Source organism: Bacillus sp. FSL K6-2839 (assembly GCF_038003365.1).
GTDB lineage: Bacteria > Bacillota > Bacilli > Bacillales > Bacillaceae > Bacillus.
Map to the genome: position 1 here is coordinate 860,099 of NZ_JBBOOZ010000001.1, position 21,331 is coordinate 881,429.

The window sequence follows — 21,331 nt, forward strand, 5'->3', positions numbered from 1 at the left end:
GGAGGGAATACGATGAATGAAGTTCTTGAAAAAGCAAAAAAAGCAAGTACAGCCAAAGATCAGCTGCTGCTAAAAACGACGGAGCAAAAAAATGCTGCTTTACATGCCATCGCAAATGCACTAAAAGCATCTTCCGCTTATTTATTGGAGGAGAATAAAAAGGATGTTCAGGCTGCCGAGGAAAATCAGTTCACGCCTTCTGTTATTGACCGGATTACACTCACAGAAGAGAGAATTGACGCCATTGCAGACGCTACTCTTCAGCTGATTCACCTAAAAGACCCAATTGGTGAAACATTAGAAACCATTCAAAAAGAAAACGGTCTGTTCATCGAAAAGGTGCGTGTGCCTCTCGGAACGGTTGGAATGATTTATGAAGCAAGGCCAAACGTGACAGTAGATGCTGCCACCCTTTGCCTCAAAACTGGGAATGCTGTTATTCTTCGCGGGAGCTCCTCTGCCATTCATAGTAATAAAGCGATTGTCAAGGTGATCCATGAAGCGCTTCAGACAACGGATATTCCAGTAGACAGTGTGCAATTGATTGAAGATACAGGCCGTGAAACGGCGAAAACGCTGTTCACTTTAAATGAATATCTGGATGTCCTTATTCCGCGCGGCGGGAAAAATTTAATTGATCTTGTCGTGAGAGAGTCTACCGTGCCAGTGCTTGAGACAGGTGCAGGGAACTGTCATATCTATATTGATGAAACAGCGAAAAACGAAATGGCTGAGCAGATTGTGCTGAATGCTAAAACCCAAAGACCATCTGTTTGCAATGCGATTGAGAGCATTGTCATTCATGAAACATGGGCAAAAACATATGGCGCTTCGTTATTTGAAGCCCTGCATGCAAATGGGGTAGAGATACGGGGCGATGAAGCCGTATGTGCCCTTGCGCCTAGTGCTTCATTAGCGACCACAGAGGACTATGAAACAGAGTTTTTAGCGCCGATTGTCAGTATTAAAATCGTAGAGAGCATAGAAGAAGCGATTCAGCATATTCAAACGTATAGCTCCAAGCACTCTGAAGCGATCATTACGGAAAATGATCAGCATGCTTCACTTTTCTTAACAGCTGTCGATGCTGCCGCTGTCTATCACAACGCTTCTACTCGGTTCACAGATGGCTTTGAATTTGGCTACGGAGCAGAAATAGGGATTAGCACACAAAAACTGCATGCAAGAGGGCCGATGGGTCTGCCGGCTTTAACCTCTGAAAAATTTGTCATTCGTGGTCAAGGACAAATAAGAGAATAACGAATTCAAAAGAGAGTCTTGTGACAGCAGGCTCTCTTTTTCCTTTCATTTCATTTTTGTATTTCTTCGGTCAAGTATGATAAAATATGGTAATGTTTTATATTTTGAGAAGATTGGAGAAGGCAACGTATGGCGAAAATCATTCCCTCTTCGGATATTGGAGTGAAAATCAACAAGTGGTATGAATTAATCCGCAGATTTGATTCAGAACAAGCAGAACAATTAAAGCAGGAAATTCGCACCTCTCTTGATTCAATGGAAGAAGATCAGAATTTACTTCTCTATTTTTCTTTAATGGAATTCAGGCATGAGGTCATGCTCGATTACTTAAAGCCATTAAAGGAAGGAAAGCTTCGCGCCAACTTTTCCGAGCTTTCGAAAGAAATAGATGAGCATCAAACACATGTCACAGGCATGCTTGAATACTACTATCATTTTTTCAGAGGCATGTATGAATTTGGCCGTAGGCAGTATATTGCTGCCATCTCGTCTTATCAAAAGGCAGAGCACAAGCTTTCTTTTGTGTCAGATGATATTGAACGTGCGGAATTTCATTTTAAAATGTCAGAAATATATTATCACATGAAACAAACACATATTTCGATGCACCATGCCAAACTGGCGCTGGATGTCTATATTCAGCATGAGCTATATGCACTTCGCACGATCCAGTGCGAATTTATTGTGGCCGGTAACTATGATGATATGAGAAGGCATGAAAAGGCATTACCACATCTCGAGAGAGCGCTTGCGAGATCAAGAGACTTTCAGAATGTGCGTTTTATTGCTTCCTCTTTGTTTAATATGGGCAACAGTTATTACCGAATGGGAGATCTTGACCGCGCACTCGAACTAATGAAAGAATCCATCTCGTTATTTGACCAAAATCAATCCGATCACCTTCGTCGATCTATAGACCCTCTTTATACCGCCGCTCAGATATTATACAAACAAGGTAAACACGAAGAAGCCTTACACTACAGAGAAGAATGTATGAAGCGAGCAGAAGCACTTCAGGATGACATCCATATTCAGAAGACGATATTTTTAGAAGCATTGTACTTAAAGCAAGATGCGGAGCATATTAAACGAATTTTTCATTTTTTAGAGTCCGCCTATGCATATCCTGATATAGAGGAACTGGCATTAGACACCGCAAAGTATTATAATGAAATGGAGGATTATGAAAAATCTTCCATGTTCTACGGAGAAGCGGAACATGCTCGAATCTATATTCAGAGAGGGGATTGTTTATATGAATTTTAAAAAATGGACAGTCGTCTGTACAAGCATCACCATCCTGGCGTTATGGCTGGCAGCAGCAAATGCTGACCCGGATAACAGAAACCATACGCTAGAACAACCAAATGCGCAGCATGACATCATCTAAAAGCTCTTGTCAACAATATGAAAGCCCTTATTCAAGGGCTTTTTTTACTGTCTAAAAATGAATCTGGGTGACATGCTCATAAAATAGAGGTGAGAAGGAAATCTTAAAAAAAGAGTGTATATTCATTGACTCTTGAATTTAAATTGTGTACAATTCAATTGTAGAAAATATTATTAGAGAGAAAGAGGGTTATATTCATGTCAGACGTTTTATTTACTGCAACGGTATCAGCTGTCGGAGGAAGAGAAGGAAAGGTTGTTTCAACCGATGGTGTGCTTGAGCATGATGTAGCAATGCCTGGAACACCAAGAGCGAAAAAACTTGAAAAAGCAACAAATCCAGAGCAATTATTCGCAGCAGGCTACTCTGCATGTTTTGATTCAGCCCTTCAAATGGTCGCGAGACAAGAGCGTATCCGTTTTGAAAGTGAAGTAACAGCACATGTGAGCTTAGTGAAAGATAGTTCAGATGACGGTTTCAAACTAGGCGTTAAGCTAGAAGTAAAAGGAACTGGAATCGAGCAATCAGCATTAGATGAGCTTGTTCATAAAGCACATGGCGTATGCCCATATTCAAAAGCAACTCAAGGAAATATCGAAGTAGAACTAGTAGCTGTCGCACAATAATTGACATCATAAAAGGCTGAGGGAATGTTCCCTCAGCCTTTTGGTTGTGTTAATTTTTGCAAAAGCTCATGTAAAGAGGCGCGCAGTGTTTTTAACTCTTCTTCCGATCTGCCTGTCCCAGACAGCATATGAAATGGAATCGCAGTAGCCTTCTCTTTTAGCTGTTCACCATATTCCGTTAAACGAATTTGCACAGAACGTTCATCCTCTTTCGAGCGCTCGCGGATGATGAGTCCGTTTTGCTCCATCCGTTTCAGCATAGGTGTGAGTGTACCGGAGTCTAAATATAAAAGCTCTCCCATCGTTTTCACATTTAATGTCCCATGCTCCCACAATAAAAGCAGTGCCAAATATTGCGGATACGTAATGTCTAACTCTTCTAATAACGGTTTATACTGCTTCGTCATCTCTCTTGAACTTGCATATAACAAGAAACAAAGCTGATTTTCCAGCTTCATATGCTCGAATTCATTTGTCATGTCAGTCACCAACTATTTTTTGTCATACTTATCATTGTATAAGATTTTCTTCCTTTTTAAAATAAATACAGCCCAAAAATGAAAAATTCTTTAATGTGCGATAAATGTTTGAGAAATGGATAGAACGTGAAAGGAATAAATAGATAAAGGAGGAGATGAAGATGAAACCATTATTCACAGCAAAAGTAAAGGCGCAGCATGGAAGAGCTGGACATGTTCGTTCAGAAGATGGTGTACTCGATCATAACATTGTCATGCCTAATGCAAAGAAAGACGGAGAGACTGGTACGAATCCAGAGCAATTATTCGCAGCCGGCTATGCAGCTTGTTTCGGAGGGGCACTTGAACAAGTAGCGAAGAAGCAAGGGATAGACATTGAATCGGAAGTAGAGGGACATGTCAGTCTTTTAAAAGATGAAAGTGATGGCGGCTTTAAGCTTGGTGTCAAGCTGATTGTGTCTGCAAAAGGCCTTGACCATGACAAAGCGAGAGAGCTTGTCGAGGCTGCGCATGAATTCTGTCCATATTCAAAAGCAACAAGAGGGAACATCGAAGTAGAGCTTGAAGTGGCTGAATAAAAAAGGTTTTCTATCACGCTGAATCAGAAACACCTGCTTACCAGCAGGTGTCTTTTTTTAATATTCTTTCTTTTGTTCGTATGTTTCCCAAGCTTCAAACGGTGCAAGGTTTTTTTGAAGTGTCAGCTGGTAAAATGGAATATTTCTTGATTCGTAATCCTTGTTGATTTCTTCATAAATAAACGAGTCATCAAAACCAGAAGTCGCTGCATCCTGATGTCCAGCAGCAAAATACACGGCTTTTGGTCTAGCCCAGTAAATAGCGCCAAGGCACATCGGGCAAGGCTCACAGCTTGTATATAAAATACAATCTTCTAATTGGTATGTATTCAGCGTCTGGCACGCCTTTCGAATGGCTGTGACTTCTGCATGTGCGGTTGGATCATTCGTTGTTGTCACATTGTTGCTTCCCTCGGCAATAATCTGTCCATCCTTGACAATGACTGCTCCAAAAGGGCCGCCAGTACCACTATTGACTCCTTCTACTGCAAGATCAATTGCGCGTTGTAAAAAATCTTCGTGATTCATTGTCTTCCTCCCTTTGTTCGACTGACTTCTCTAGTATAAACGAATCATGCTAGAAAAGGAAACATCCTAGTAGATGGTCAAACAGGACAATCTGCGCATAAAAACCCCCGCCATGTTCGGCAGGGGAGAGGGAATCAATTATGCATGCTGCGCCAGCTTTTTACGAGCGACTTCAGCAGCCGTCACCATGTTTTTCAAAGCAGCAATGGTTTCAGGCTCTTGTCTCGTTTTTAGACCACAGTCAGGATTCACCCAGAAGCGATCTGTCGGACATACGTTCAGCGCATCATCAATGATTTGACTCATTTCTTCGACAGATGGAACGCGCGGGCTATGGATGTCATATACACCAAGTCCAAGTCCTTTCAAATACGGGTGCTTCTCTAGGTAATCGAGGAATCCACCATGACTGCGTGAATGTTCAATAGTGATCACGTCGGCATCAAGGTCTTCGATCGTATCGACAATATCCTCGAAGTTACTGTAGCACATATGTGTATGAATTTGCGTTTCATTTTGAACAGATGATGTTGATAGACGGAACGACTCTGCTGCCCAGTTTAAATATTCTGCCCAATCACTTTCTTTGAGTGGAAGACCTTCTCTTAGCGCAGGTTCATCCACTTGAATAACTTGAATCCCTGCTTCTTCTAACGCTTCTACCTCTTTACGTAATGCGAAAGCGATTTGGAAGGCAATGTCTTTTCGGGAGATATCTGTTCTTGGGAAAGACCAGTTTAAAATGGTGACAGGTCCTGTCAGCATTCCTTTGACCTTTTTCTCCGTTAAGCTTTGTGCGTAAACCGTCTCTTTCACGGTCATTGGCGCTGTAAACTCGACATCTCCATAAATGATTGGCGGCTTCACGCAGCGTGATCCGTAGGATTGGACCCAAGCAAATTTCGTAAAGGCAAATCCGGCTAGCTTTTCACCAAAGTATTCAACCATATCTGTCCGCTCAAATTCTCCGTGTACGAGAACGTCCAGGCCAATTTCCTCCTGAATATCAATCCATCTTTTTGTTTCTTTCTTAATAAATTCATCATACTCGGCATCTGTCCACTCATTTTTACGCCATTTTTGACGAGCGCTGCGCACTTCAGCAGACTGCGGGAAGCTGCCAATAGTTGTTGTTGGCAAAAGCGGCAGTTCAAGAGAGTCGTTTTGGATACGAAGGCGCTCTTCAAAGGCAGCTGATCGTTTAAAGTCTTTCGATGAAAGATTGTTGCGTTCTGCTGTGAAATCCGCATTGGTTCCTTTTGCAAATTCTTTTAAAGTAAGAAGTGCTTGCGTGGCTTCATTGATGTCGGCATCAATCGCTGCGGCTCCTTTTGTTAAGCCTTCTTTTAATGTTGTTAATTCAGCCAGCTTTTCAGTGGCATAAGATAGTCCGTTTAATAGTTTTTCTTCAAGCTGCTCGCTTGGGTGTTTTGCAACTGGTACATGCAGCAAACTGCTTGATGGCTGCAGCCATACTTCCTTCGGCTGAGCGTCAGCAATGACCTCAGAAATGAATGACAATCTTTCTCCAAGATCTGATCTCCAAATATTTCTTCCATCAATGACGCCTGCTGCTAAAATTTTATCTTTTGGGAAGCCGTGCTTTTTCACTTGATCAAGATTTCGCCCTTGATCATGGACAAAATCAAGACCGATGGCTTCAACAGGATATGTGACAAGCTCTTCATAGGCATCTACTGAATCAAAGTATGTTTGAAGAAGAATGTTTAAGGCAGGTACGGCTTCTTTGATTGTTTGATAGATTTCTTTTACGGCTTTCACGTCTTCATTTGAAGCGGTGACAAGTGCTGGCTCATCAATTTGAACCCATTTGACGCCGGCTTCTTCAAGTTCTTTTAAAACCTGAGTATAAAGCGGGACGAGACGCTGCTGAATCTCTTTTACTTCATTTGGTTCATAGCCTTTAGAAAGTGAGACAAATGTATAAAGACCAAGTACAACAGGTTTTGTTTCAACACCAAACGCCTTTTTCACCTTTTCGTAAGCTTCAAGCGGTTTGTTATGTGTGAGTTTGAATTCGGTGCTTTTTTCGTATTCTGGAACGATGTAGTGATAGTTTGTATTAAACCATTTTGTCATTTCACTTGAGACAGCATCTTTTGTTCCTCTTGCCATCGCAAAGTATGTATCTAGCGGGTCTTTTAAGCTGCGGAAGCGCTCTGGAATCCAATTGAACATAACAGCAGTATCGAGCACGTGATCGTAGAAGGTGAAGTCTCCAGAAGGAACAACATCAATTTGTTGGTCAATTTGCGTTTTAATGGCCGTTAAAAATTGTTCATCCAGTGTGCTTAAGAGGGTTTCGCGGTCTGTTTGACCTTTCCAATAAGACTCAAGTGCTTTTTTCCATTCTCTGTTTAAACCAATTCGCGGAAAACCTAGATTACTTGTTTTAACAATTGTCAATTCCAATTCCTCCTCTAAATATAAAAAGACATTTACACTCATGGCGAAGATTGATGAGGGCAAATGTCTGGTTTAAAAAGACAAAATGTGTGTGCGAAATAAGGCGTGAGCATAACTGACGCTTTTTCCGACATCTCCTATCAACCGTAGGGGGTTTGATGTGATAGAGCGGCTGGTATCCTGGCTGGTGAATCTGCAAGCTTTTCATCCTTCCCATCCTTATGACAGTGGATTCATGAGAAAAGCTCTCCTCACTCACAGTGGCGGGACCGCGCCGGATTTTCACCGGTCTTCCCAATTAAAATTCGACGTATGATCGAATTACCGACTCTCAAACTATGAATTTATTGTGTTCGATTATATAACGTCCACTTCATTTCGTCAAAGTAAATTTTGAATAATTTTAATTAAAAAAATCCTGAGAAAATTCAATCTATTCTCAGGACCTCTATTCAAGCTATAGAGATAAAAGATCTGCTTCCAATGTTTTTTCTAAAAGGACATCAGGTGCAGTTAAATATAAAAATCCATTCCCTACGAGGGCTTTCGACTGCTTCAATGGAAGGGTTCTTCTGACAAGCTGAGCATAGACCTCAGGCTCTGTCAGCTTGCGCTGGAACGCTTCTTCCTCGGCATTTTTAATAATGGCTAGTGCACCGCTTACGTGAGGGGCGGCCATTGAGGTGCCTGTCAGTCTGCCGTATTTATGGTTAGGGAGAGTGGATAAAATGTCTTCTCCTGGAGCGACGAGGTCGATTTCTTTATTGGCATTAGAAAATTCAGAGGATTCTCTTGCAAGGGAAACAGAGCCGACGGCAATGACTTCATTGTATGCTGCTGGGTAGGAGAACTCTTCCGTACGCTCGTCCCCGTCCCCTTCATTTCCTGCTGCGCACACAACAAGTACACCGCTTTTCACAGCGTTTTGAATGGCTTCCTGTAAGGCGGGCTCATTGCTTGGACCACCGAGAGACATGGAGATAATATCCACCTTCTGCTCAGCGGCATAGTTGATGCCATTAATGATCCATTCGTATTTCCCGCTGCCATTTTCACCGCCAAGAACTTTCACGATCAGCAGCTTGGCTTCAGGGGCAACCCCTAGAATTCCGCCATTTTGATCTGTTGCTGCAATAGTCCCTGCTACATGGGTGCCATGTCCGTTGTAGTCTTTCACATTTTCAGCATCTCCGTTGTCATCATCGGTAAAGTTCTTGCCTCCGATAATCTGATCTTTTAAGTCGGGATGCTCCGTGTCGCAACCTGTATCGAGGACAGCAATGGTTATGCCTTTTCCTTTGAAGCCACTTGACCAAAGTTCGGGTGCTTTAATCTCCTGAATACTTTCCGGCGTCTCTTTCGCTTCCATCACATTGGCTTTTACTTCATACGGAATTAAGCGAATTTCACCTTTCATAAGAAAGCCCTCCTTATTTTGTTTTCAAAGTAGATTCAGGCTGCGTAATGTTATTGTATAAAAGAAACTTTTGATCGGAAAGGGTCAATTGTAATAATTTTTCAAATAATCAATCTATTATCAAAAGTGCAGTTCCCCTCACTTCTTGACGAAAGAACTCAGCTTTTGAGGAAAACTCTTGATATCATATGAAAAAGAAAGAAATGCTGCATAGTGAGCTTGCACCTGTCCAGATGAAAATGGGTGAAAAGGACTAAAAGAGGCAAACTAAAAAACAAGGAAATCAAGCATTAGATGCGATATAAAAAGTTTTTGTTCAAAAATAAATGTTTCTTTCATAAAAAATAGACGTGAAGATTGTGACTGTTCCAAATGCGAAAGGCAACATATAATAGTGGAAAGACAAGCTTGCCTTTCAGATAGGAGAGATAGAGATGAACAAAGGGAAGATACTCGTAGTCGAAGATGAAAAGAAAATTGCAAGGGTGCTGTCACTAGAGCTTGAATATGAAGGATATGAGGTGACAGTCAAAGAGACTGGAATGGATGGACTTCAGGCTCTTGAAGAAGAAAGCTTCGATTTGGTGCTGCTTGACGTCATGCTTCCAGAATTAAGCGGTCTTGAAGTGCTGAGAAGGGTTCGAAAGACAAATACAGCGACACCTATTATATTGATTACAGCAAGAGGAAGTGTACCTGATAAGGTAAGCGGGCTCGATCTTGGGGCGAATGATTATATTACAAAGCCCTTTGACATAGAAGAATTATTAGCGCGAATTCGTGCGCAGCTAAGGTTGAATATAAAGGCGCAAGAAGAAAAGGAAACAGAGCTTAGCATAGCAGATTTGACCGTCAACGAGAAAACAAGAGACATACAAAGGGCAGGCCAAATGCTTGAACTGACACCGAGAGAATATGACCTGCTTGTCCACTTGCTGAAGCATCAGCAGCAAGTGCTCACAAGAGATCAGCTTTTAACAGCCGTTTGGGGCTTTGATTATTTTGGTGATACGAACGTGGTGGATGTCTATATCCGTTATTTAAGAAAAAAAGTCGATTACCCATTCGAAAAACAGCTGATTCACACAGTGAGAGGTGTGGGTTATGTGATGAAAGGATAAAGAATGAGATTAAAAAATAAAATCCAGCTTTATACGTCGTTGTCCTTGTTTTTAATGGTGCTCTTATTTCATACAGCCATTTATTTTATTTTTTCGATAACCTTGACGCAAAAAGATATGTCCCGGCTGTCTGAGGTGGCTGAAAATATTGCCATTGCTTTAAAAAAATCAGAAGAAGAAGGTCTTCCATCTTCGGAGCTGCTGAAAGCGTACTTGCCCCAAAATGGCATGATCCGTGTCGTGACAGAAACGGGTGAATCAAAGCTGACTGTTACAAAGGAGTCAATGTTTAGTTCACTGCCTTTTACATATGAATCTGGGCAGACAGCAGAAATCAAAGAATACAACAAGCATATGACTGCGTTCGCTGCAATTCCGGTCATTTGGACAAATGGAGAGATTGTGTCGCTTCAAGTATATGAAGAAATCGAAAATACGGAAGAAAATTTGGCGTTATTAAGAATGATTTTAATCGCTGCTGGCGTTTTAATTATAGTGCTTTCCTATTTTGCTGGCCACATTTTAACAAAACAAATCGTACGCCCTATTAGTAGAATGACGAGCACCATGAAGGCAAGTATGAAGGAGAAGGCGTTTAAGCGAATCAAACTAGCAGGCGATTCAAAGGATGAATTGTATCAAATGGGCCAAACCTTTAATGAAATGTCAGAAATCCTCGAGAAGCATTATGAAAAAGAGCAGCAATTTCTGCATGATGCCTCACACGAGTTAAAGACGCCGATTACGGTCATTATGAGCTACAGCAATTTACTGAAGCGCTGGGGGCAAACACGTCCAGAGGTTGTAGAAGAATCCTCCCAAGCTATTCATGATGAAGCGAAAAAAATGAAAAGACTGACAGATCAATTGCTGACACTGGCGAAAAATGGTCAGCCTCTATATGTGAATAAGAAGCCAGTCGATCTTGGTCATTTGTGCAAGCAGATATGCCATACACTTGAAGTAGCCACCAATCGAACCATTCAAACTCATGTGCAAACAGATCAGCCGCTTATTGCGGAAGGAGACGAAGAGAAAATCAAGCAGCTTTTGACCATCTTGATTGATAATGCGGTCAAATATAGTACAGAGCCAGTTGATGTGACATGCGGATGGGCGGGAGAGAAGCCGTTTATTTCAGTCGTTGACCATGGGATTGGCATAAAAGAAGAGGATTTGCCGAAAATCTTTGACCGCTTTTTCCGTGTGGATGAAGCAAGAAACAGTGAGACAGGCGGAACGGGTCTTGGTCTTTCAATTGCGAAGCAAATTGCAGAAGAGCATGGAGCTGAGCTGAAGGTAGACAGCCGAATCGGCGAAGGGACAACCATGACCATTCTTTTTCAGAAATAAAATAGGTCTTTTCTCATCAATTTCTCATTTCCTCCTTATAAAATAGGAAATAGGAAGGAGGCGCTGCATGTCTAGAAAAACGAAAATGGTGCTTGCGCTCGCAGGATGTCTCGTCGTTCTTGCTGCCTTTGCAATGCTCATGATTCAAACCATTGATCAAAAAATATTAAGTGAAGCAGAAATCAAAAAAATCATCGCAAAAGACTACAATGGAAACATTACAAATATTGATTTAATCAATCATAAACAGGACTATACATTGACGCTGGAAAATGCAAATGGTATCTATCAAATCATTGCATCTTCTGCAAGCGGTCAAATGAAAGAAATCAGACAGATCAAAAGCTATCAAAAGCCAAATGAAAAAAATGCTGAGCTCCAGGCAGAGGAAGCGGCTGTTAAAAAAGTAAGCGGGACTGTCATTCAAAAGAAAGAAAAGTCCGATCGTTTTATTTTTACGATCCAATCAAAAAAAGAATTATATCAAGTCGATGTCGACAAGCAAACGTTTAAGGTGCTTGAAGCAGAAAAGAAAAGCCCAACCTCTAAAGAAAAGAAAATGACAAAAATCACGGTCGAAGAAGCCATCCGAATTGCGGTAAAAGAAGTCGGAGGGACAGTGGATGATGCAGATCTTGAAACATTTAGCGGTATGCTCGTCTTTGAGGTGGAGCTGGATTTGCCTGACGGGCGAGAGGCAGAGGTGCTTGTGAACGCATATACAGGAGACATTGAAGGTATTACGTACGAAAACTAATCCTTTTCTCATGATTTTCTCATGTTTCTTTCCTTCCTTTATCATCTTCTTTCTTTAAGATAAAGGAGAAATCAAACAGAGGAGGACATGAACATGATGAAAAAAGTACTAGTAGCTACAGCATTAACAGGAACTCTTGTCGCAGGTGGTTTCACACTTCAAGCGCAAAATACAAATCAAACAGCACACGCCGAGCAGGTGGTGCAAAAGAAATCATCGTTTGTCTCAAAGAAACAAGCTGAAAAAGCAGCCCTAAAAGTGGTGAAAGGGTATGTGGACGATGTCGATCTTGAGCGTAAAAAAGGAAAATGGGTGTATGAGGTCGAGATTAAAAAAGGCGGCTTTGAATATAAAGTATATGTCGATGCCAAAACAGGAAAAGCGCTGAATGATCCAGTCAAAGAAAAGAAACAGAATGTGAAAATCACTAAAAAGCAGGCTGAAAAAATTGCCCTTGCAAAAGTAAAAGGAACAGTCACAGATTCTGATTTAGATAAAGAAAATGGTGTGTACTTGTATGAAGTCGAAATCACCACACCAAACGGCGAGGAAGTTGATTTTGAGATTTCCGCTAAAACAGGCAAAATCCTGAAGCAAGAATGGGATGATTAAGCCGCCAGCAATCCTAAGATAAATTTGTATGCGGTCTGAACCATTTATCCATCATGGATAGCTGGTTCAGACCGCTATTTTTGCTTAAATGATTGTATACAAGTACAAATGAATATCATCTTTTAAACTGAATAGGGTACTTCCATGTATCTGTACACCAAGCATGTTAATGCTTTTTATGTTGATTGCTTATCATTTCAGTTGTTCTTAAAAATGTCTCAATATCTTGAATATTATGACAATGGAGAGGTGATATTCTAATAGCCCCTTTAATTCCAAAGGAATCCAGCATCCTTTTAGAATAAATGCTTGTATTCAACCTTTCATATACGATCACACCGTGCTGTTCATATTCTCTTACTGCATCTTCATGGTTTGTTCCTTCTAACGATATGGCCACGATGAAATCTCTTTTTGATAAATCACGGTAATCAAGATGCACGGTCACTCCTTCGATCTCTCTTAGCCCTTTTACGTTGGGTATCCCGTCTAGCATTATTTTTAATAAAGCCCTTTCTTGTTTTCCGATAGCTTCCATACCTGCTGCGAATAACTGTCGTCTGGCATTCACTGTTGTAAAATGACTTCCAAGCCAGCACACATAATCAACAATTGCGCTAATAGCCGCATAATGCGCAGGTGCTGGAGTTCCTAGACCCCATTCAGTTTCTTTCTTTCCTTTTAACTTATGATGAGGGAGAAGAGCAGCTCTTTCCGATAAATAAGCAACCCCGCAGCCTCTAACACCAAAAAATTTATATGGGGCAAAATTTATCACATCAACAGGGGTTTTTTCAATATCAATTAAACCATGAGGTGCATGTTGAACGGCATCAACCATGATAAATAAGTTTGGCTTCTTTTTTCTTGCCTCTTGTACAATTTGTTCAATGTCTAAAATAGCACCAGAGATATTCGAAGCATAGATGACGCTTAGAAGAACAGTATCTTGATCGATTAATGCCAAGATGTCTTCTACGTTCACTCCACCTGTTAAAGGATTAGACTTGGCCACTCTCAGCTCCTTGTTTAATTTATTTGCATAAAAACTAGCTGCGTCATAAGCTGCTGGATGTTCTAAGGATGTTGTGACAATATTTGTTCCTTTAATATGTTCTGCAATGATACCCGTAGTCTCAAAGATAGCTTGTGACGCTGTCAGATATGTAGCGAAGCTTCCTTGTTTCACGTTAAAAATGGTTTGAAGATCAACAATCCCCTTTTTCTGGATATCAATCAAGTGTTTTGCTGTTTTATGATTTCTTTCAGAACAATCTGGGATGCCATCAATGATTGAAAATATATGATTTGCCTGTTTTAAACGAAGAGAACCACCTGCATTATCAAAAAAAAGTCGTTCCTTTTTTAGGATAGGGTCCTCATCAATATATAAAAATTGTTCTCTTACTTTTTTTAATAAATCATTTGAAATGTGCATGTTCAGTTTAGTTTGGTTCATCATCTTATCCCCCAATATTCAATTCTTATACTTAGTATTATACATTGTGTTATCAATCAATGGTTGTACCCTAATCAGAGAGATCCTTTTTTTCTGTAAACAATATTTCATTTTTAGCTAAAGCGACAGTTGTCAGCGCATTGTCAATGTGACATTCGCCGCACCTTCATGAGTTCAGCTGTTTTATACTAATCACTCCTTACACTTTCATGTGTAAGGTTTTTTCATTGGGACAAACTACGGGAAAGGAGGCGAGAGAATATGAAGAAAAAAGAAGAAGAGCAGACAATGGACCATGCGGAATATGTTCCGCACCCTGACGGAGAAGGATATGCTTTGTTTTTGCATGATTCCTTTCATCTCCTCTCCCAAGAGGATATGAATCAGCCAGAAGAGGAATAAAAGACATGAAAGGGCGATGGTCAACTTTGTCTATCGTTCTTTTTTTCAAAAGTAAGCGAATACATGAGGAAACTTGGCATCTTGCTTATTGACATCACTGCGCTTTTTCTGTAATCTCAGTGTGTCAACAATATGAGACTTCGTTAGGTGAGGCTCCTGTATGGAGATACGCTGCTGCCCAAAAATGTCCAAAGACGCCAATGGGTCAACAGAAATCATCGACATAAGGTGATTTTTAATGCAGCTGGATTTTTCCTATGCCATACAGTGCTAAAGCTCTACGATTGAAGGAGCAAGTGTTTATTTTGTTATGCTTACAAAGCGCCTTCATTCGGTTGAAGGTGCTTTTTTATGGGAAAAGGAGGTGTGGGGATGGATCATCCCGATTCGAGACACATAGAGAATATGTCAAAAGATCAGATTGAGACATCAGATAGAGGAGATCCTGACCCCCGCACATTCTAAGGGATTCGGGTATCTCCTGACTTTGGGGAGGTAACAGCGATGATACAAAATATTACGTATGATGAACTCATTTTACGCATCATTATTTTACTAAGAGATGGAAAACGCAAAGAATTTAAAAACATCATGGAAGAACTTCAGCCATATGATATGGCCTACTTATTTAAAGAGCTTCCAGAAAAACACCGCGGCCGCTTCCTTAGCTTTTTACCAGTCGATGACGTGACAGAAATGATGGGTGAGCTGGAGCGGGAATACCAAGAAATCGTTCTTGAAAAAGTAGGGAAAGACAAAGCTACGTTCGTCACAAACAAAATGGATAACGATGATCTAGCCAACTTATTTGATGAGATGGAGGATGAGCTAAAGGATCAGCTTTTATCTAACATGGAAGCAGAGGAATCAAAGGCCGTCCAGCTTCTTATGAATTACCCTGCTGAGACAGCGGGACGGATCATGACCAACCGGTACGTTTGGATTCCTCAGCATTATACGGTGCAGGATGCCGTTGTGAAGCTGAAAAGCTTTGCTGAAATTGCAGAATCAATCAACTATTTATATGTGATTAATGATCAAAAACAGCTTGTAGGCGTTCTCTCATACCGTGACCTTATTTTAGGTGAACCGGATGAAAAGGTGCAGGATCTCATGTTTACAAGAGTCATTGCTGTTGGAGCCTTTCAAGATCAGGAGGAAATCGCAAAGCTGATTGAACGGTATGATTTTCTTGCCATTCCTGTTGTGGAAGAGAACAATGTCCTAGTCGGAATCGTTACAGTCGATGATATCATTGATGTTGTCATTCAAGAGGCAGGCGAAGACTATGAGAAGTTTGCTGCCTCTGGTAAAGATATTACGTTCGACACGCCGGCATTTGTGGCGGCATACCGCCGTCTTCCATGGCTCATTTTGCTCTTGTTCATTGGGCTGATTTCAGGCAGTATTTTAAATTATTTTGAAGATACCCTCCAGCAAGTTGTTGCTTTAGCGTTCTTCATGCCGATGATTGCCGGAATGACAGGGAATACAGGAACACAGTCTCTTGCCGTCGTCATTAGAGGGCTTTCAAAAGAAGAATTAACGAAAAAAACCATTATGCGTCTTATTTTTAGAGAGCTGAGAACAAGTATTTACATTGGGATCGTCTGTTCCATTATTATTACAGTCGTCGCAATGGTGTGGCAGGGCAATATGATTTTAGGTTTTGTTGTCGGCTCCTCACTGCTTGCAACACTGATTATTGGGACAATGGCAGGTACGGTCGTGCCGATTATTTTACACAGATTAAACGTGGACCCAGCCATTGCATCTGGCCCGCTGATCACAACATTGAATGATATTCTATCTTTACTGATCTATTTTGGAATTGCAACAGCATTCCTTCATACACTGATGTAGCAAGAAGACTGTAAAACGTTACGTTTTACAGTCTTTTTTGAATAAAGATTGCATATAGCGCTTCCATCCTTTACATTTTAAGGAGAAGGTGGGAGAGAAAAATGAAGAAGTTTTTATTCATTTTAATGTGCATTGTTTTGCTAGGTGCATGTTCAAGGGAAGACGAGGGGAAAGACAGAAGACTTGTGGCAGCAGAGCATATGATTGAAGCGATTACCGAAGGAAATAAACGAAAAATAGAAAACATCTATGTTGAAGGCGCTGTCCCAAGCCCAAATGACATTCTAAAGCTGAAAAAGGAATGGGGCATAGAGACGCTTTCTTATGAAGATTTTCAATTAGAAGAAGCCAGCATTCACGTCTTTCATGCGAATTACGAAGATGAAAAAACAGGGGAGAAAAAGGCACTTGCCCTGCGGGTAATAGAAGATCCTGAAAAAGGCGGTGTACGGATTGACTTTGTAGGGGTCGTTGAAGGAACTGATGCTTCCTCTCAATGAAAAATTTTATTAAAAGATAAGGTATAATCTAAAATGATTTTATTTAAATGGATAGAAGAGTTGAAAGAACTTCGCTCTATCTATCCTCTTTTTTTCATCCTCGTCATCATGGTGATGCAATCGCTGTCTCTTTTTACTACGTTATCATACATTCACTTGTCTTTAATTTTAAAGAGTAAGCGATTCTTTATTTGTTTATCGATTTTTGTACCGGAAGTGTGCGTTAATCTGGCCTTCCAGCATTTTTTTCTTATATTGTCCGCTTTTTAATGCCTGTTCTTTTTTCTTCATGTCTTTCAAAATCTCGGCTGTTTGCACACCGTCTTCTCGTTTGTTGGCGATGTCCATTAAACGTTCTACATCAGAAAAAGAATATTTACGCGTGCCTCTTGTTGAGCGCTGGGGGTAGATGAGTCTGCGTTCCTCATAATATCGGATTTGCCTGACGGATAGCCCTGTTAATTCACTGACAATCCCGATTGAAATGACTTTTTTATCTTTATAAGATACATCTTCCTGCGTCATATACTCACCCCTGCAAGTCTTTTCTTCATATTATACAGAACGAGAAGGAAAAAAACCTATCATTTGTCAGAAAATATAACACAAAAACGAAAAAATGAAAAAACCATGGAAGGAAAGGTAACAACAAATGTGAAATGAGTGTTGCGCGTGCATATAATGATGATGAGTTGAACAAGGAGGAGGAGCAAATGATGGAGCAAACACAGATCATCTGTATGGCAAAAGAAATCATCGCATTAGATATGAAGAGGGATGAATTACTGGAGCGATTCATGCAGGCGGCAGGTCAGAATGCACATGCTCTTCTAAGAGCCGTACAAAATGATTTGTATAAAAGATCTTCATAAGCACCTGGTCCAGATCACTTGATAGGAGGGGATAATCGGTGCGGCGTATCTTAACAGAAGCTTTAGCAAAGGAAAGACATTATTATACGAAGCAGCTCTGTTCATTAGGAGTTTACAGCCCTGATGCGGCCAAGAACATGACAATTAGTGACTTAAAAAAAGAGTATCACTTCTTTTTCAACAAAACAGAGCGTAATTTGTGAAAATCCCTTGAAATGTGTGTATGTCACATAAAGGGTTCTTTTTTTGCGTGCTTAATATTATAGCAATATTGAATTTTGTAGAAATTTGACGAATACAGTGTAAGGAAACGCAGTTCCTTTACAGATTATGTTAAACTATGTCGCATCTTGATGGTTTGCTAATAAAGCTTTTTTTCGAGATGATTGTGAAAAATAAGAAGGATTTTAAAAGTTTATATCGAAATCTTATACATAACACGAATGGAGTCACTTATGTGGTTGAAAGGGTTTTCAAAAACGTACTTCTATTTTTTACGAAAGGCTCCAACTGCACCGCAAGAAAGCCTTGAAGTTAAAAAAATATTATAAGAGGTAGATATGTGATGAGACTATCGTTTAATGAAGAAGAAGTAGAACGTTCAATGACACTTTACAAGGTATTTGCAAGAGCATTTAAAAGCGTTTCAGAACACAGCATTAGAGACAGCAAAGAGCATGGATTTAATCCAACTGAATTTGCCGTTCTTGAATTGCTGTACACAAGAGGTGCTCAAAAACTTCAGCAAATCGGCTCAAGACTCCTGCTTGTCAGCGGGAATGTGACGTACGTAATTGACAAATTAGAACGAAATGGTTTCATTGAAAGAGAGCAGGACCCAAAGGATAAACGGTCGGTTTATGCCCATTTAACGGATAAAGGGCGCAGTTATCTTGATAAGATTTACCCGATTCATTCTCTCCGGATTGCGCGAGCGTTCTCTGGCCTCTCGCGTGAAGAACAAGAACAATTGATTAGTCTATTGAAAAAAGCAGGCATTCACAGTCAACATTTATTATTTAGATAGAACGAAAAGGTGCCATGATTGGCACCTTTTTTATGTGTCCAGCTGATGCGCCGGATAGGCAATGAATTTTTCGATATCGGTTGCTGGAAGGGGCTTTGCATAATAAAAACCTTGCAGGTCGTCACATCCTTGCGCAGATAAAAGCTGCGCCTGCGCAAAGGTTTCAACACCTTCTGCTATGACTTCGAGAGATAATTGATGTCCCATCGCGATAATAGCACCTGTAATCTGTTCAGACTTCGAATCATTTAAAATATCTTCAATGAAGGATTTGTCGATTTTCAGTCGATGAATGGGCAAATCCTTTAAATAGCTTAAGGAGCTATGACCTGTACCAAAGTCATCAATACTAATGCGAACGCCCAGATGTTTCAGCGACGTCAGCACCTGTTTTGATTGCTTGATATTGTCCATTGTCATACTTTCTGTCACTTCAAGCTCGAGCAGTGACGATGTCAGGTTGTATTTTTTCAGTGTCAGCTTAATCAAATCAATTAAGTCTTCAGAATTGAATTGTTTCGCAGATAAATTGACAGCCACAGGAATTTTCAGCCCGTTGTCATACCACGTTTTAGCCTGCCTGCATGCGGTATCAATGACCCATCTGCCAATATCAATGATCAGCCCTGATTCCTCTGCCAGCTCAATAAAAGCCTCAGGTGACTTTAAGGAACCATCTGGTGCCTTCATTCTTAGAAGAGCTTCTACGCCAGTCATCTTTCTTGTTTTCGCACTGACTTGCGGCTGGTAATGAAGCACAAACTGTTCTCTCTGAATGGCATCCCGCAACTCAAGCTCTCGATTTAACCTGTCTTCACTTGATCTTTCCATTGATTCGGTAAAGAACTCATACCGGCTTTGCTTATGTTTTTTGGATAAATACATCGCCATATCGGCTTTCCTCATCAATTCCATCCCATCTTTGCCATTTTGAGGTGAGATGGCGATCCCAATGCTGATAGATGTAATGAGCTGATGATTCTGGATGGAAAAAGGACGTTCAAATTGCCGAATGATATTTTGAGAAAGCTGCTCAATTTTGTGTGTGTCATGTCCCATGTGAGGGAAGATCATTAAAAATTCATCCCCGCCTAGTCTTGCAATAAAGCCATTGTCCGGTAAACATTGTGTCAGTCTGTTTGCAGCAGCTTTAAGTAGTAAGTCTCCTATGTTATGACCAAGTGCATCATTAATAATTTTAAAACGATTCAAGTCAAGAAACAGAACAGCCGTCGATGTTCCTGTCTCTTCTTGAGCGGAGAGAACATCATTTAAATGGTTGATGGCGTGGCGCCGATTAGGAAGCTCAGTTAACGCATCATAATGTGCCATGACATGAATTTCTTTTTCTGCAATCCGCTGCTGCGTTAAATCTTTTAAGACAAGATAAATACTGTCAAGTGTATTGTTGACATGAACAGGTATGTAAGTGACATGATAATAATAAAAACGATCTGCTGCTTTCAGTTCTGCTTCACGTGTGATGGCTTTTTTTGACCGGGAAATAAATTCTTCCCACATCTCAGTCGGCATCACGTATTGACTGACATCATCACCAATCCAAGAATTGCACATTTTTAAGATTTGTTTACCTGAGTCGTTCGCAGAAAGTACCTTTCGATCGACAGATAACACGATAATGCCATCGATATTATGTTTAATGAGCGATTGAAACCGCTGTTCATTTTCCTTTAACTGATCTGACTGCTTCATGATTCGGTGATCTATATAGGCACCAAAGATCATCAGTGTTTGGACAATCAGTGTCATCAAGCCGATGAAAATCGACAGACTGAATGGCGACATTTCAAGAGAGCCGCCTGCAGCGGACTGTCCATCTGAATGAAAAAACATAGTAGAAGCAGCCATACCAGTATAATGCATGCCAGAAATAGCCCCACCCATCACGAGTGCACCAGCTATTTTTAACAGATGATCCTCCTTTTTTTTCTCGGATCGATGGAGCCGAAAAAAGAGATGCAGTGAAAAGAAAGATGCCAGCGCAGCAATGAAAAACGAAAGAAAAAAGAGGACTGGATCATAGCTGATTGAGACATTGGCCATTGATTCCATTCCAAGATAATGCATGCTGCAAATAGCTGAGCCCATGGTGATTGAACTAATGAGCAGCCGTCTTATGGAGAGCTGCTCTTGAATGCATATCGAGAATGCGATCAAAGAACCGACAAAAGACGCCAAAATCGATAAAATCAGTAAGGGAGTTTCATATGTGATGCCGGTTTGTATGTGAAATGCCATCATGCCAATAAAATGCATCGACCATATGCCCATCCCCATGATCATTGCACCAATGACCAGCCATACCTTTTTCTTTGCACCGCTTGACTGTATCACTCGGCTGACTAACTGAAGAGCTGAGTAGGAGGCCACAGCGGCGACAGCGACTGACAGAAAGACAAGCCATCCGTTGTAGCTTCCTGTTAATTGGGTCATGTGAGAAAACCTCCAGTATCTTAAAACAGACATATACTTAATATATCGGATCGAATGGCTTCTGTGTTCACTTTTCCTTCACTTAAATACCACAATCAACGTTTTTTTCACGTGTCTTTTATAGTAAAATCAAATTTAATGTAAAAAAACGACGAAAAGTGAATCGTTTCTTCGGTTTTATTCGTTTAATATATGGTGTGATTCTA

General features: G+C 40.6%; 22 protein-coding genes and 2 riboswitches. Of the genes, 15 read left to right on the forward strand and 7 right to left on the reverse strand.

Translation table 11 applies throughout. The features are described 5' to 3' along the window. Positions 1 to 12: 12 nt before the first annotated feature. The 4 genes from MHH26_RS04095 to MHH26_RS04110 all read left to right on the forward strand — a co-directional run bounded on the left by MHH26_RS04095 (position 13) and on the right by MHH26_RS04110 (position 3,276). Positions 13 to 1,260 (forward strand): glutamate-5-semialdehyde dehydrogenase, encoded by a 1,248-nt coding sequence (locus MHH26_RS04095; RefSeq protein ID WP_334748737.1) that lies wholly within the window; start codon positions 13 to 15, stop codon positions 1,258 to 1,260. 129 nt (positions 1,261 to 1,389) lie between these two features. After that, complete coding sequence (locus tag MHH26_RS04100) at positions 1,390 to 2,526, forward strand: Rap family tetratricopeptide repeat protein (protein WP_095285060.1); 1,137 nt, start codon at positions 1,390 to 1,392, stop codon at positions 2,524 to 2,526. After that, positions 2,516 to 2,650, forward strand: coding sequence for a phosphatase (locus MHH26_RS04105; RefSeq protein ID WP_282068432.1), 135 nt, complete (start codon positions 2,516 to 2,518; stop codon positions 2,648 to 2,650). Before MHH26_RS04100 ends, MHH26_RS04105 begins: the two co-directional genes overlap by 11 nt. Positions 2,651 to 2,847: 197 nt before the next feature. Further along, a complete protein-coding gene (locus MHH26_RS04110; protein ID WP_034662992.1) occupies positions 2,848 to 3,276 on the forward strand; it encodes an organic hydroperoxide resistance protein in 429 nt (142 codons plus the stop codon). A 32-nt stretch (positions 3,277 to 3,308) separates the two neighbouring features. Here the strand turns inward: MHH26_RS04110 and MHH26_RS04115 are convergent, their stop codons facing one another. Then, complete coding sequence (locus MHH26_RS04115; RefSeq protein ID WP_034662988.1) at positions 3,309 to 3,755, reverse strand: MarR family winged helix-turn-helix transcriptional regulator; 447 nt, start codon at positions 3,753 to 3,755, stop codon at positions 3,309 to 3,311. 161 nt (positions 3,756 to 3,916) lie between these two features. Here MHH26_RS04115 and MHH26_RS04120 point away from each other — a divergent pair, with 161 nt between their 5' ends. After that, positions 3,917 to 4,333, forward strand: a complete 417-nt coding sequence (locus MHH26_RS04120; protein ID WP_034662985.1) for an organic hydroperoxide resistance protein — start codon at positions 3,917 to 3,919, stop codon at positions 4,331 to 4,333. A gap of 57 nt (positions 4,334 to 4,390) precedes the next feature. On the opposite strand, the gene MHH26_RS04125 is transcribed toward MHH26_RS04120, so the two are convergent. The 3 genes from MHH26_RS04125 to MHH26_RS04135 form a co-directional block, all read right to left on the reverse strand. After that, positions 4,391 to 4,861: a nucleoside deaminase gene (locus tag MHH26_RS04125; RefSeq protein WP_106049104.1), complete on the reverse strand. Its 471-nt coding sequence runs from the start codon at positions 4,859 to 4,861 to the stop codon at positions 4,391 to 4,393. Between the two features lie 138 nt (positions 4,862 to 4,999). Further along, positions 5,000 to 7,288 (reverse strand): 5-methyltetrahydropteroyltriglutamate--homocysteine S-methyltransferase, encoded by a 2,289-nt coding sequence (gene metE / locus MHH26_RS04130; protein ID WP_340972476.1) that lies wholly within the window; start codon positions 7,286 to 7,288, stop codon positions 5,000 to 5,002. A 153-nt stretch (positions 7,289 to 7,441) separates the two neighbouring features. Then, positions 7,442 to 7,633, reverse strand: a riboswitch (cobalamin riboswitch). A 112-nt stretch (positions 7,634 to 7,745) separates the two neighbouring features. After that, positions 7,746 to 8,705, reverse strand: coding sequence for a S8 family peptidase (locus MHH26_RS04135; protein WP_003210884.1), 960 nt, complete (start codon positions 8,703 to 8,705; stop codon positions 7,746 to 7,748). Between the two features lie 434 nt (positions 8,706 to 9,139). Here MHH26_RS04135 and MHH26_RS04140 point away from each other — a divergent pair, with 434 nt between their 5' ends. The 4 genes from MHH26_RS04140 to MHH26_RS04155 all read left to right on the forward strand — a co-directional run bounded on the left by MHH26_RS04140 (position 9,140) and on the right by MHH26_RS04155 (position 12,548). Beyond that, entirely contained in the window at positions 9,140 to 9,826 is a 687-nt protein-coding gene (locus MHH26_RS04140) for a response regulator transcription factor (protein WP_034662974.1), read from the forward strand. Between the two features lie 3 nt (positions 9,827 to 9,829). Then, positions 9,830 to 11,179, forward strand: a complete 1,350-nt coding sequence (locus MHH26_RS04145; protein ID WP_340972479.1) for a HAMP domain-containing sensor histidine kinase — start codon at positions 9,830 to 9,832, stop codon at positions 11,177 to 11,179. Positions 11,180 to 11,246: 67 nt separating this feature from the next. Further along, a complete protein-coding gene (locus tag MHH26_RS04150) occupies positions 11,247 to 11,936 on the forward strand; it encodes a PepSY domain-containing protein (protein WP_307499514.1) in 690 nt (229 codons plus the stop codon). A 93-nt stretch (positions 11,937 to 12,029) separates the two neighbouring features. Then, positions 12,030 to 12,548 (forward strand): PepSY domain-containing protein, encoded by a 519-nt coding sequence (locus MHH26_RS04155; RefSeq protein ID WP_034662966.1) that lies wholly within the window; start codon positions 12,030 to 12,032, stop codon positions 12,546 to 12,548. Between the two features lie 166 nt (positions 12,549 to 12,714). Here MHH26_RS04155 and MHH26_RS04160 read toward each other — a convergent pair whose 3' ends face one another. Beyond that, positions 12,715 to 14,007, reverse strand: a complete 1,293-nt coding sequence (locus MHH26_RS04160) for an aminotransferase class V-fold PLP-dependent enzyme (RefSeq protein ID WP_340972481.1) — start codon at positions 14,005 to 14,007, stop codon at positions 12,715 to 12,717. Positions 14,008 to 14,268: 261 nt separating this feature from the next. Between MHH26_RS04160 and MHH26_RS04165 the strand changes: the two genes are divergently transcribed. From MHH26_RS04165 to MHH26_RS04175, 3 genes are all read left to right on the forward strand, one after another. Then, positions 14,269 to 14,409, forward strand: a complete 141-nt coding sequence (locus MHH26_RS04165; RefSeq protein ID WP_003212346.1) for a hypothetical protein — start codon at positions 14,269 to 14,271, stop codon at positions 14,407 to 14,409. Between the two features lie 132 nt (positions 14,410 to 14,541). Continuing rightward, positions 14,542 to 14,705: riboswitch (M-box (ykoK) riboswitch) on the forward strand. 208 nt (positions 14,706 to 14,913) lie between these two features. Beyond that, on the forward strand, positions 14,914 to 16,272 hold the full coding sequence (gene mgtE, locus MHH26_RS04170) for a magnesium transporter (RefSeq protein ID WP_034662959.1): 1,359 nt from the start codon (positions 14,914 to 14,916) through the stop codon (positions 16,270 to 16,272). Between the two features lie 101 nt (positions 16,273 to 16,373). Continuing rightward, positions 16,374 to 16,772 carry a hypothetical protein gene (locus tag MHH26_RS04175; RefSeq protein WP_307499516.1) on the forward strand — a complete coding sequence of 133 codons (399 nt, stop codon included), beginning with the start codon at positions 16,374 to 16,376 and terminating at the stop codon, positions 16,770 to 16,772. A 195-nt stretch (positions 16,773 to 16,967) separates the two neighbouring features. Here MHH26_RS04175 and MHH26_RS04180 read toward each other — a convergent pair whose 3' ends face one another. Further along, positions 16,968 to 17,297, reverse strand: a complete 330-nt coding sequence (locus tag MHH26_RS04180; RefSeq protein ID WP_012009715.1) for a MerR family transcriptional regulator — start codon at positions 17,295 to 17,297, stop codon at positions 16,968 to 16,970. 191 nt (positions 17,298 to 17,488) lie between these two features. Here MHH26_RS04180 and MHH26_RS04185 point away from each other — a divergent pair, with 191 nt between their 5' ends. From MHH26_RS04185 to MHH26_RS04195, 3 genes are all read left to right on the forward strand, one after another. Next, positions 17,489 to 17,644 carry a hypothetical protein gene (locus MHH26_RS04185; protein ID WP_164847173.1) on the forward strand — a complete coding sequence of 52 codons (156 nt, stop codon included), beginning with the start codon at positions 17,489 to 17,491 and terminating at the stop codon, positions 17,642 to 17,644. A 38-nt stretch (positions 17,645 to 17,682) separates the two neighbouring features. Further along, positions 17,683 to 17,847, forward strand: coding sequence for a hypothetical protein (locus MHH26_RS04190; protein WP_034662950.1), 165 nt, complete (start codon positions 17,683 to 17,685; stop codon positions 17,845 to 17,847). A gap of 359 nt (positions 17,848 to 18,206) precedes the next feature. Beyond that, the gene (locus MHH26_RS04195; protein WP_088004396.1) at positions 18,207 to 18,671 is read left to right on the forward strand and encodes a MarR family winged helix-turn-helix transcriptional regulator; all 465 of its coding nucleotides are present in this window, start codon (positions 18,207 to 18,209) and stop codon (positions 18,669 to 18,671) included. 30 nt (positions 18,672 to 18,701) lie between these two features. Here the strand turns inward: MHH26_RS04195 and MHH26_RS04200 are convergent, their stop codons facing one another. Next, a complete protein-coding gene (locus tag MHH26_RS04200) occupies positions 18,702 to 21,125 on the reverse strand; it encodes a bifunctional diguanylate cyclase/phosphodiesterase (RefSeq protein ID WP_340972485.1) in 2,424 nt (807 codons plus the stop codon). Between the last annotated feature and the right edge of the window lie 206 nt (positions 21,126 to 21,331).

Bases quoted from the DNA above. Each gene is read 5' to 3' on its own strand.
- MHH26_RS04095 (WP_334748737.1), top strand. From the start codon at position 13: ATGAATGAAGTTCTTGAAAAAGCAAAAAAAGCAAGTACAGCCAAAGAT.
- MHH26_RS04100 (WP_095285060.1), top strand. From the start codon at position 1,390: ATGGCGAAAATCATTCCCTCTTCGGATATTGGAGTGAAAATCAACAAG.
- MHH26_RS04105 (WP_282068432.1), top strand. From the start codon at position 2,516: ATGAATTTTAAAAAATGGACAGTCGTCTGTACAAGCATCACCATCCTG.
- MHH26_RS04110 (WP_034662992.1), top strand. From the start codon at position 2,848: ATGTCAGACGTTTTATTTACTGCAACGGTATCAGCTGTCGGAGGAAGA.
- MHH26_RS04115 (WP_034662988.1), bottom strand. From the start codon at position 3,755: ATGACAAATGAATTCGAGCATATGAAGCTGGAAAATCAGCTTTGTTTC.
- MHH26_RS04120 (WP_034662985.1), top strand. From the start codon at position 3,917: ATGAAACCATTATTCACAGCAAAAGTAAAGGCGCAGCATGGAAGAGCT.
- MHH26_RS04125 (WP_106049104.1), bottom strand. From the start codon at position 4,861: ATGAATCACGAAGATTTTTTACAACGCGCAATTGATCTTGCAGTAGAA.
- MHH26_RS04135 (WP_003210884.1), bottom strand. From the start codon at position 8,705: ATGAAAGGTGAAATTCGCTTAATTCCGTATGAAGTAAAAGCCAATGTG.
- MHH26_RS04140 (WP_034662974.1), top strand. From the start codon at position 9,140: ATGAACAAAGGGAAGATACTCGTAGTCGAAGATGAAAAGAAAATTGCA.
- MHH26_RS04145 (WP_340972479.1), top strand. From the start codon at position 9,830: ATGAGATTAAAAAATAAAATCCAGCTTTATACGTCGTTGTCCTTGTTT.
- MHH26_RS04150 (WP_307499514.1), top strand. From the start codon at position 11,247: ATGTCTAGAAAAACGAAAATGGTGCTTGCGCTCGCAGGATGTCTCGTC.
- MHH26_RS04155 (WP_034662966.1), top strand. From the start codon at position 12,030: ATGATGAAAAAAGTACTAGTAGCTACAGCATTAACAGGAACTCTTGTC.
- MHH26_RS04160 (WP_340972481.1), bottom strand. From the start codon at position 14,007: ATGAACCAAACTAAACTGAACATGCACATTTCAAATGATTTATTAAAA.
- MHH26_RS04165 (WP_003212346.1), top strand. From the start codon at position 14,269: ATGAAGAAAAAAGAAGAAGAGCAGACAATGGACCATGCGGAATATGTT.
- mgtE (WP_034662959.1), top strand. From the start codon at position 14,914: ATGATACAAAATATTACGTATGATGAACTCATTTTACGCATCATTATT.
- MHH26_RS04175 (WP_307499516.1), top strand. From the start codon at position 16,374: ATGAAGAAGTTTTTATTCATTTTAATGTGCATTGTTTTGCTAGGTGCA.
- MHH26_RS04180 (WP_012009715.1), bottom strand. From the start codon at position 17,297: ATGACGCAGGAAGATGTATCTTATAAAGATAAAAAAGTCATTTCAATC.
- MHH26_RS04185 (WP_164847173.1), top strand. From the start codon at position 17,489: ATGGAGCAAACACAGATCATCTGTATGGCAAAAGAAATCATCGCATTA.
- MHH26_RS04200 (WP_340972485.1), bottom strand. From the start codon at position 21,125: ATGACCCAATTAACAGGAAGCTACAACGGATGGCTTGTCTTTCTGTCA.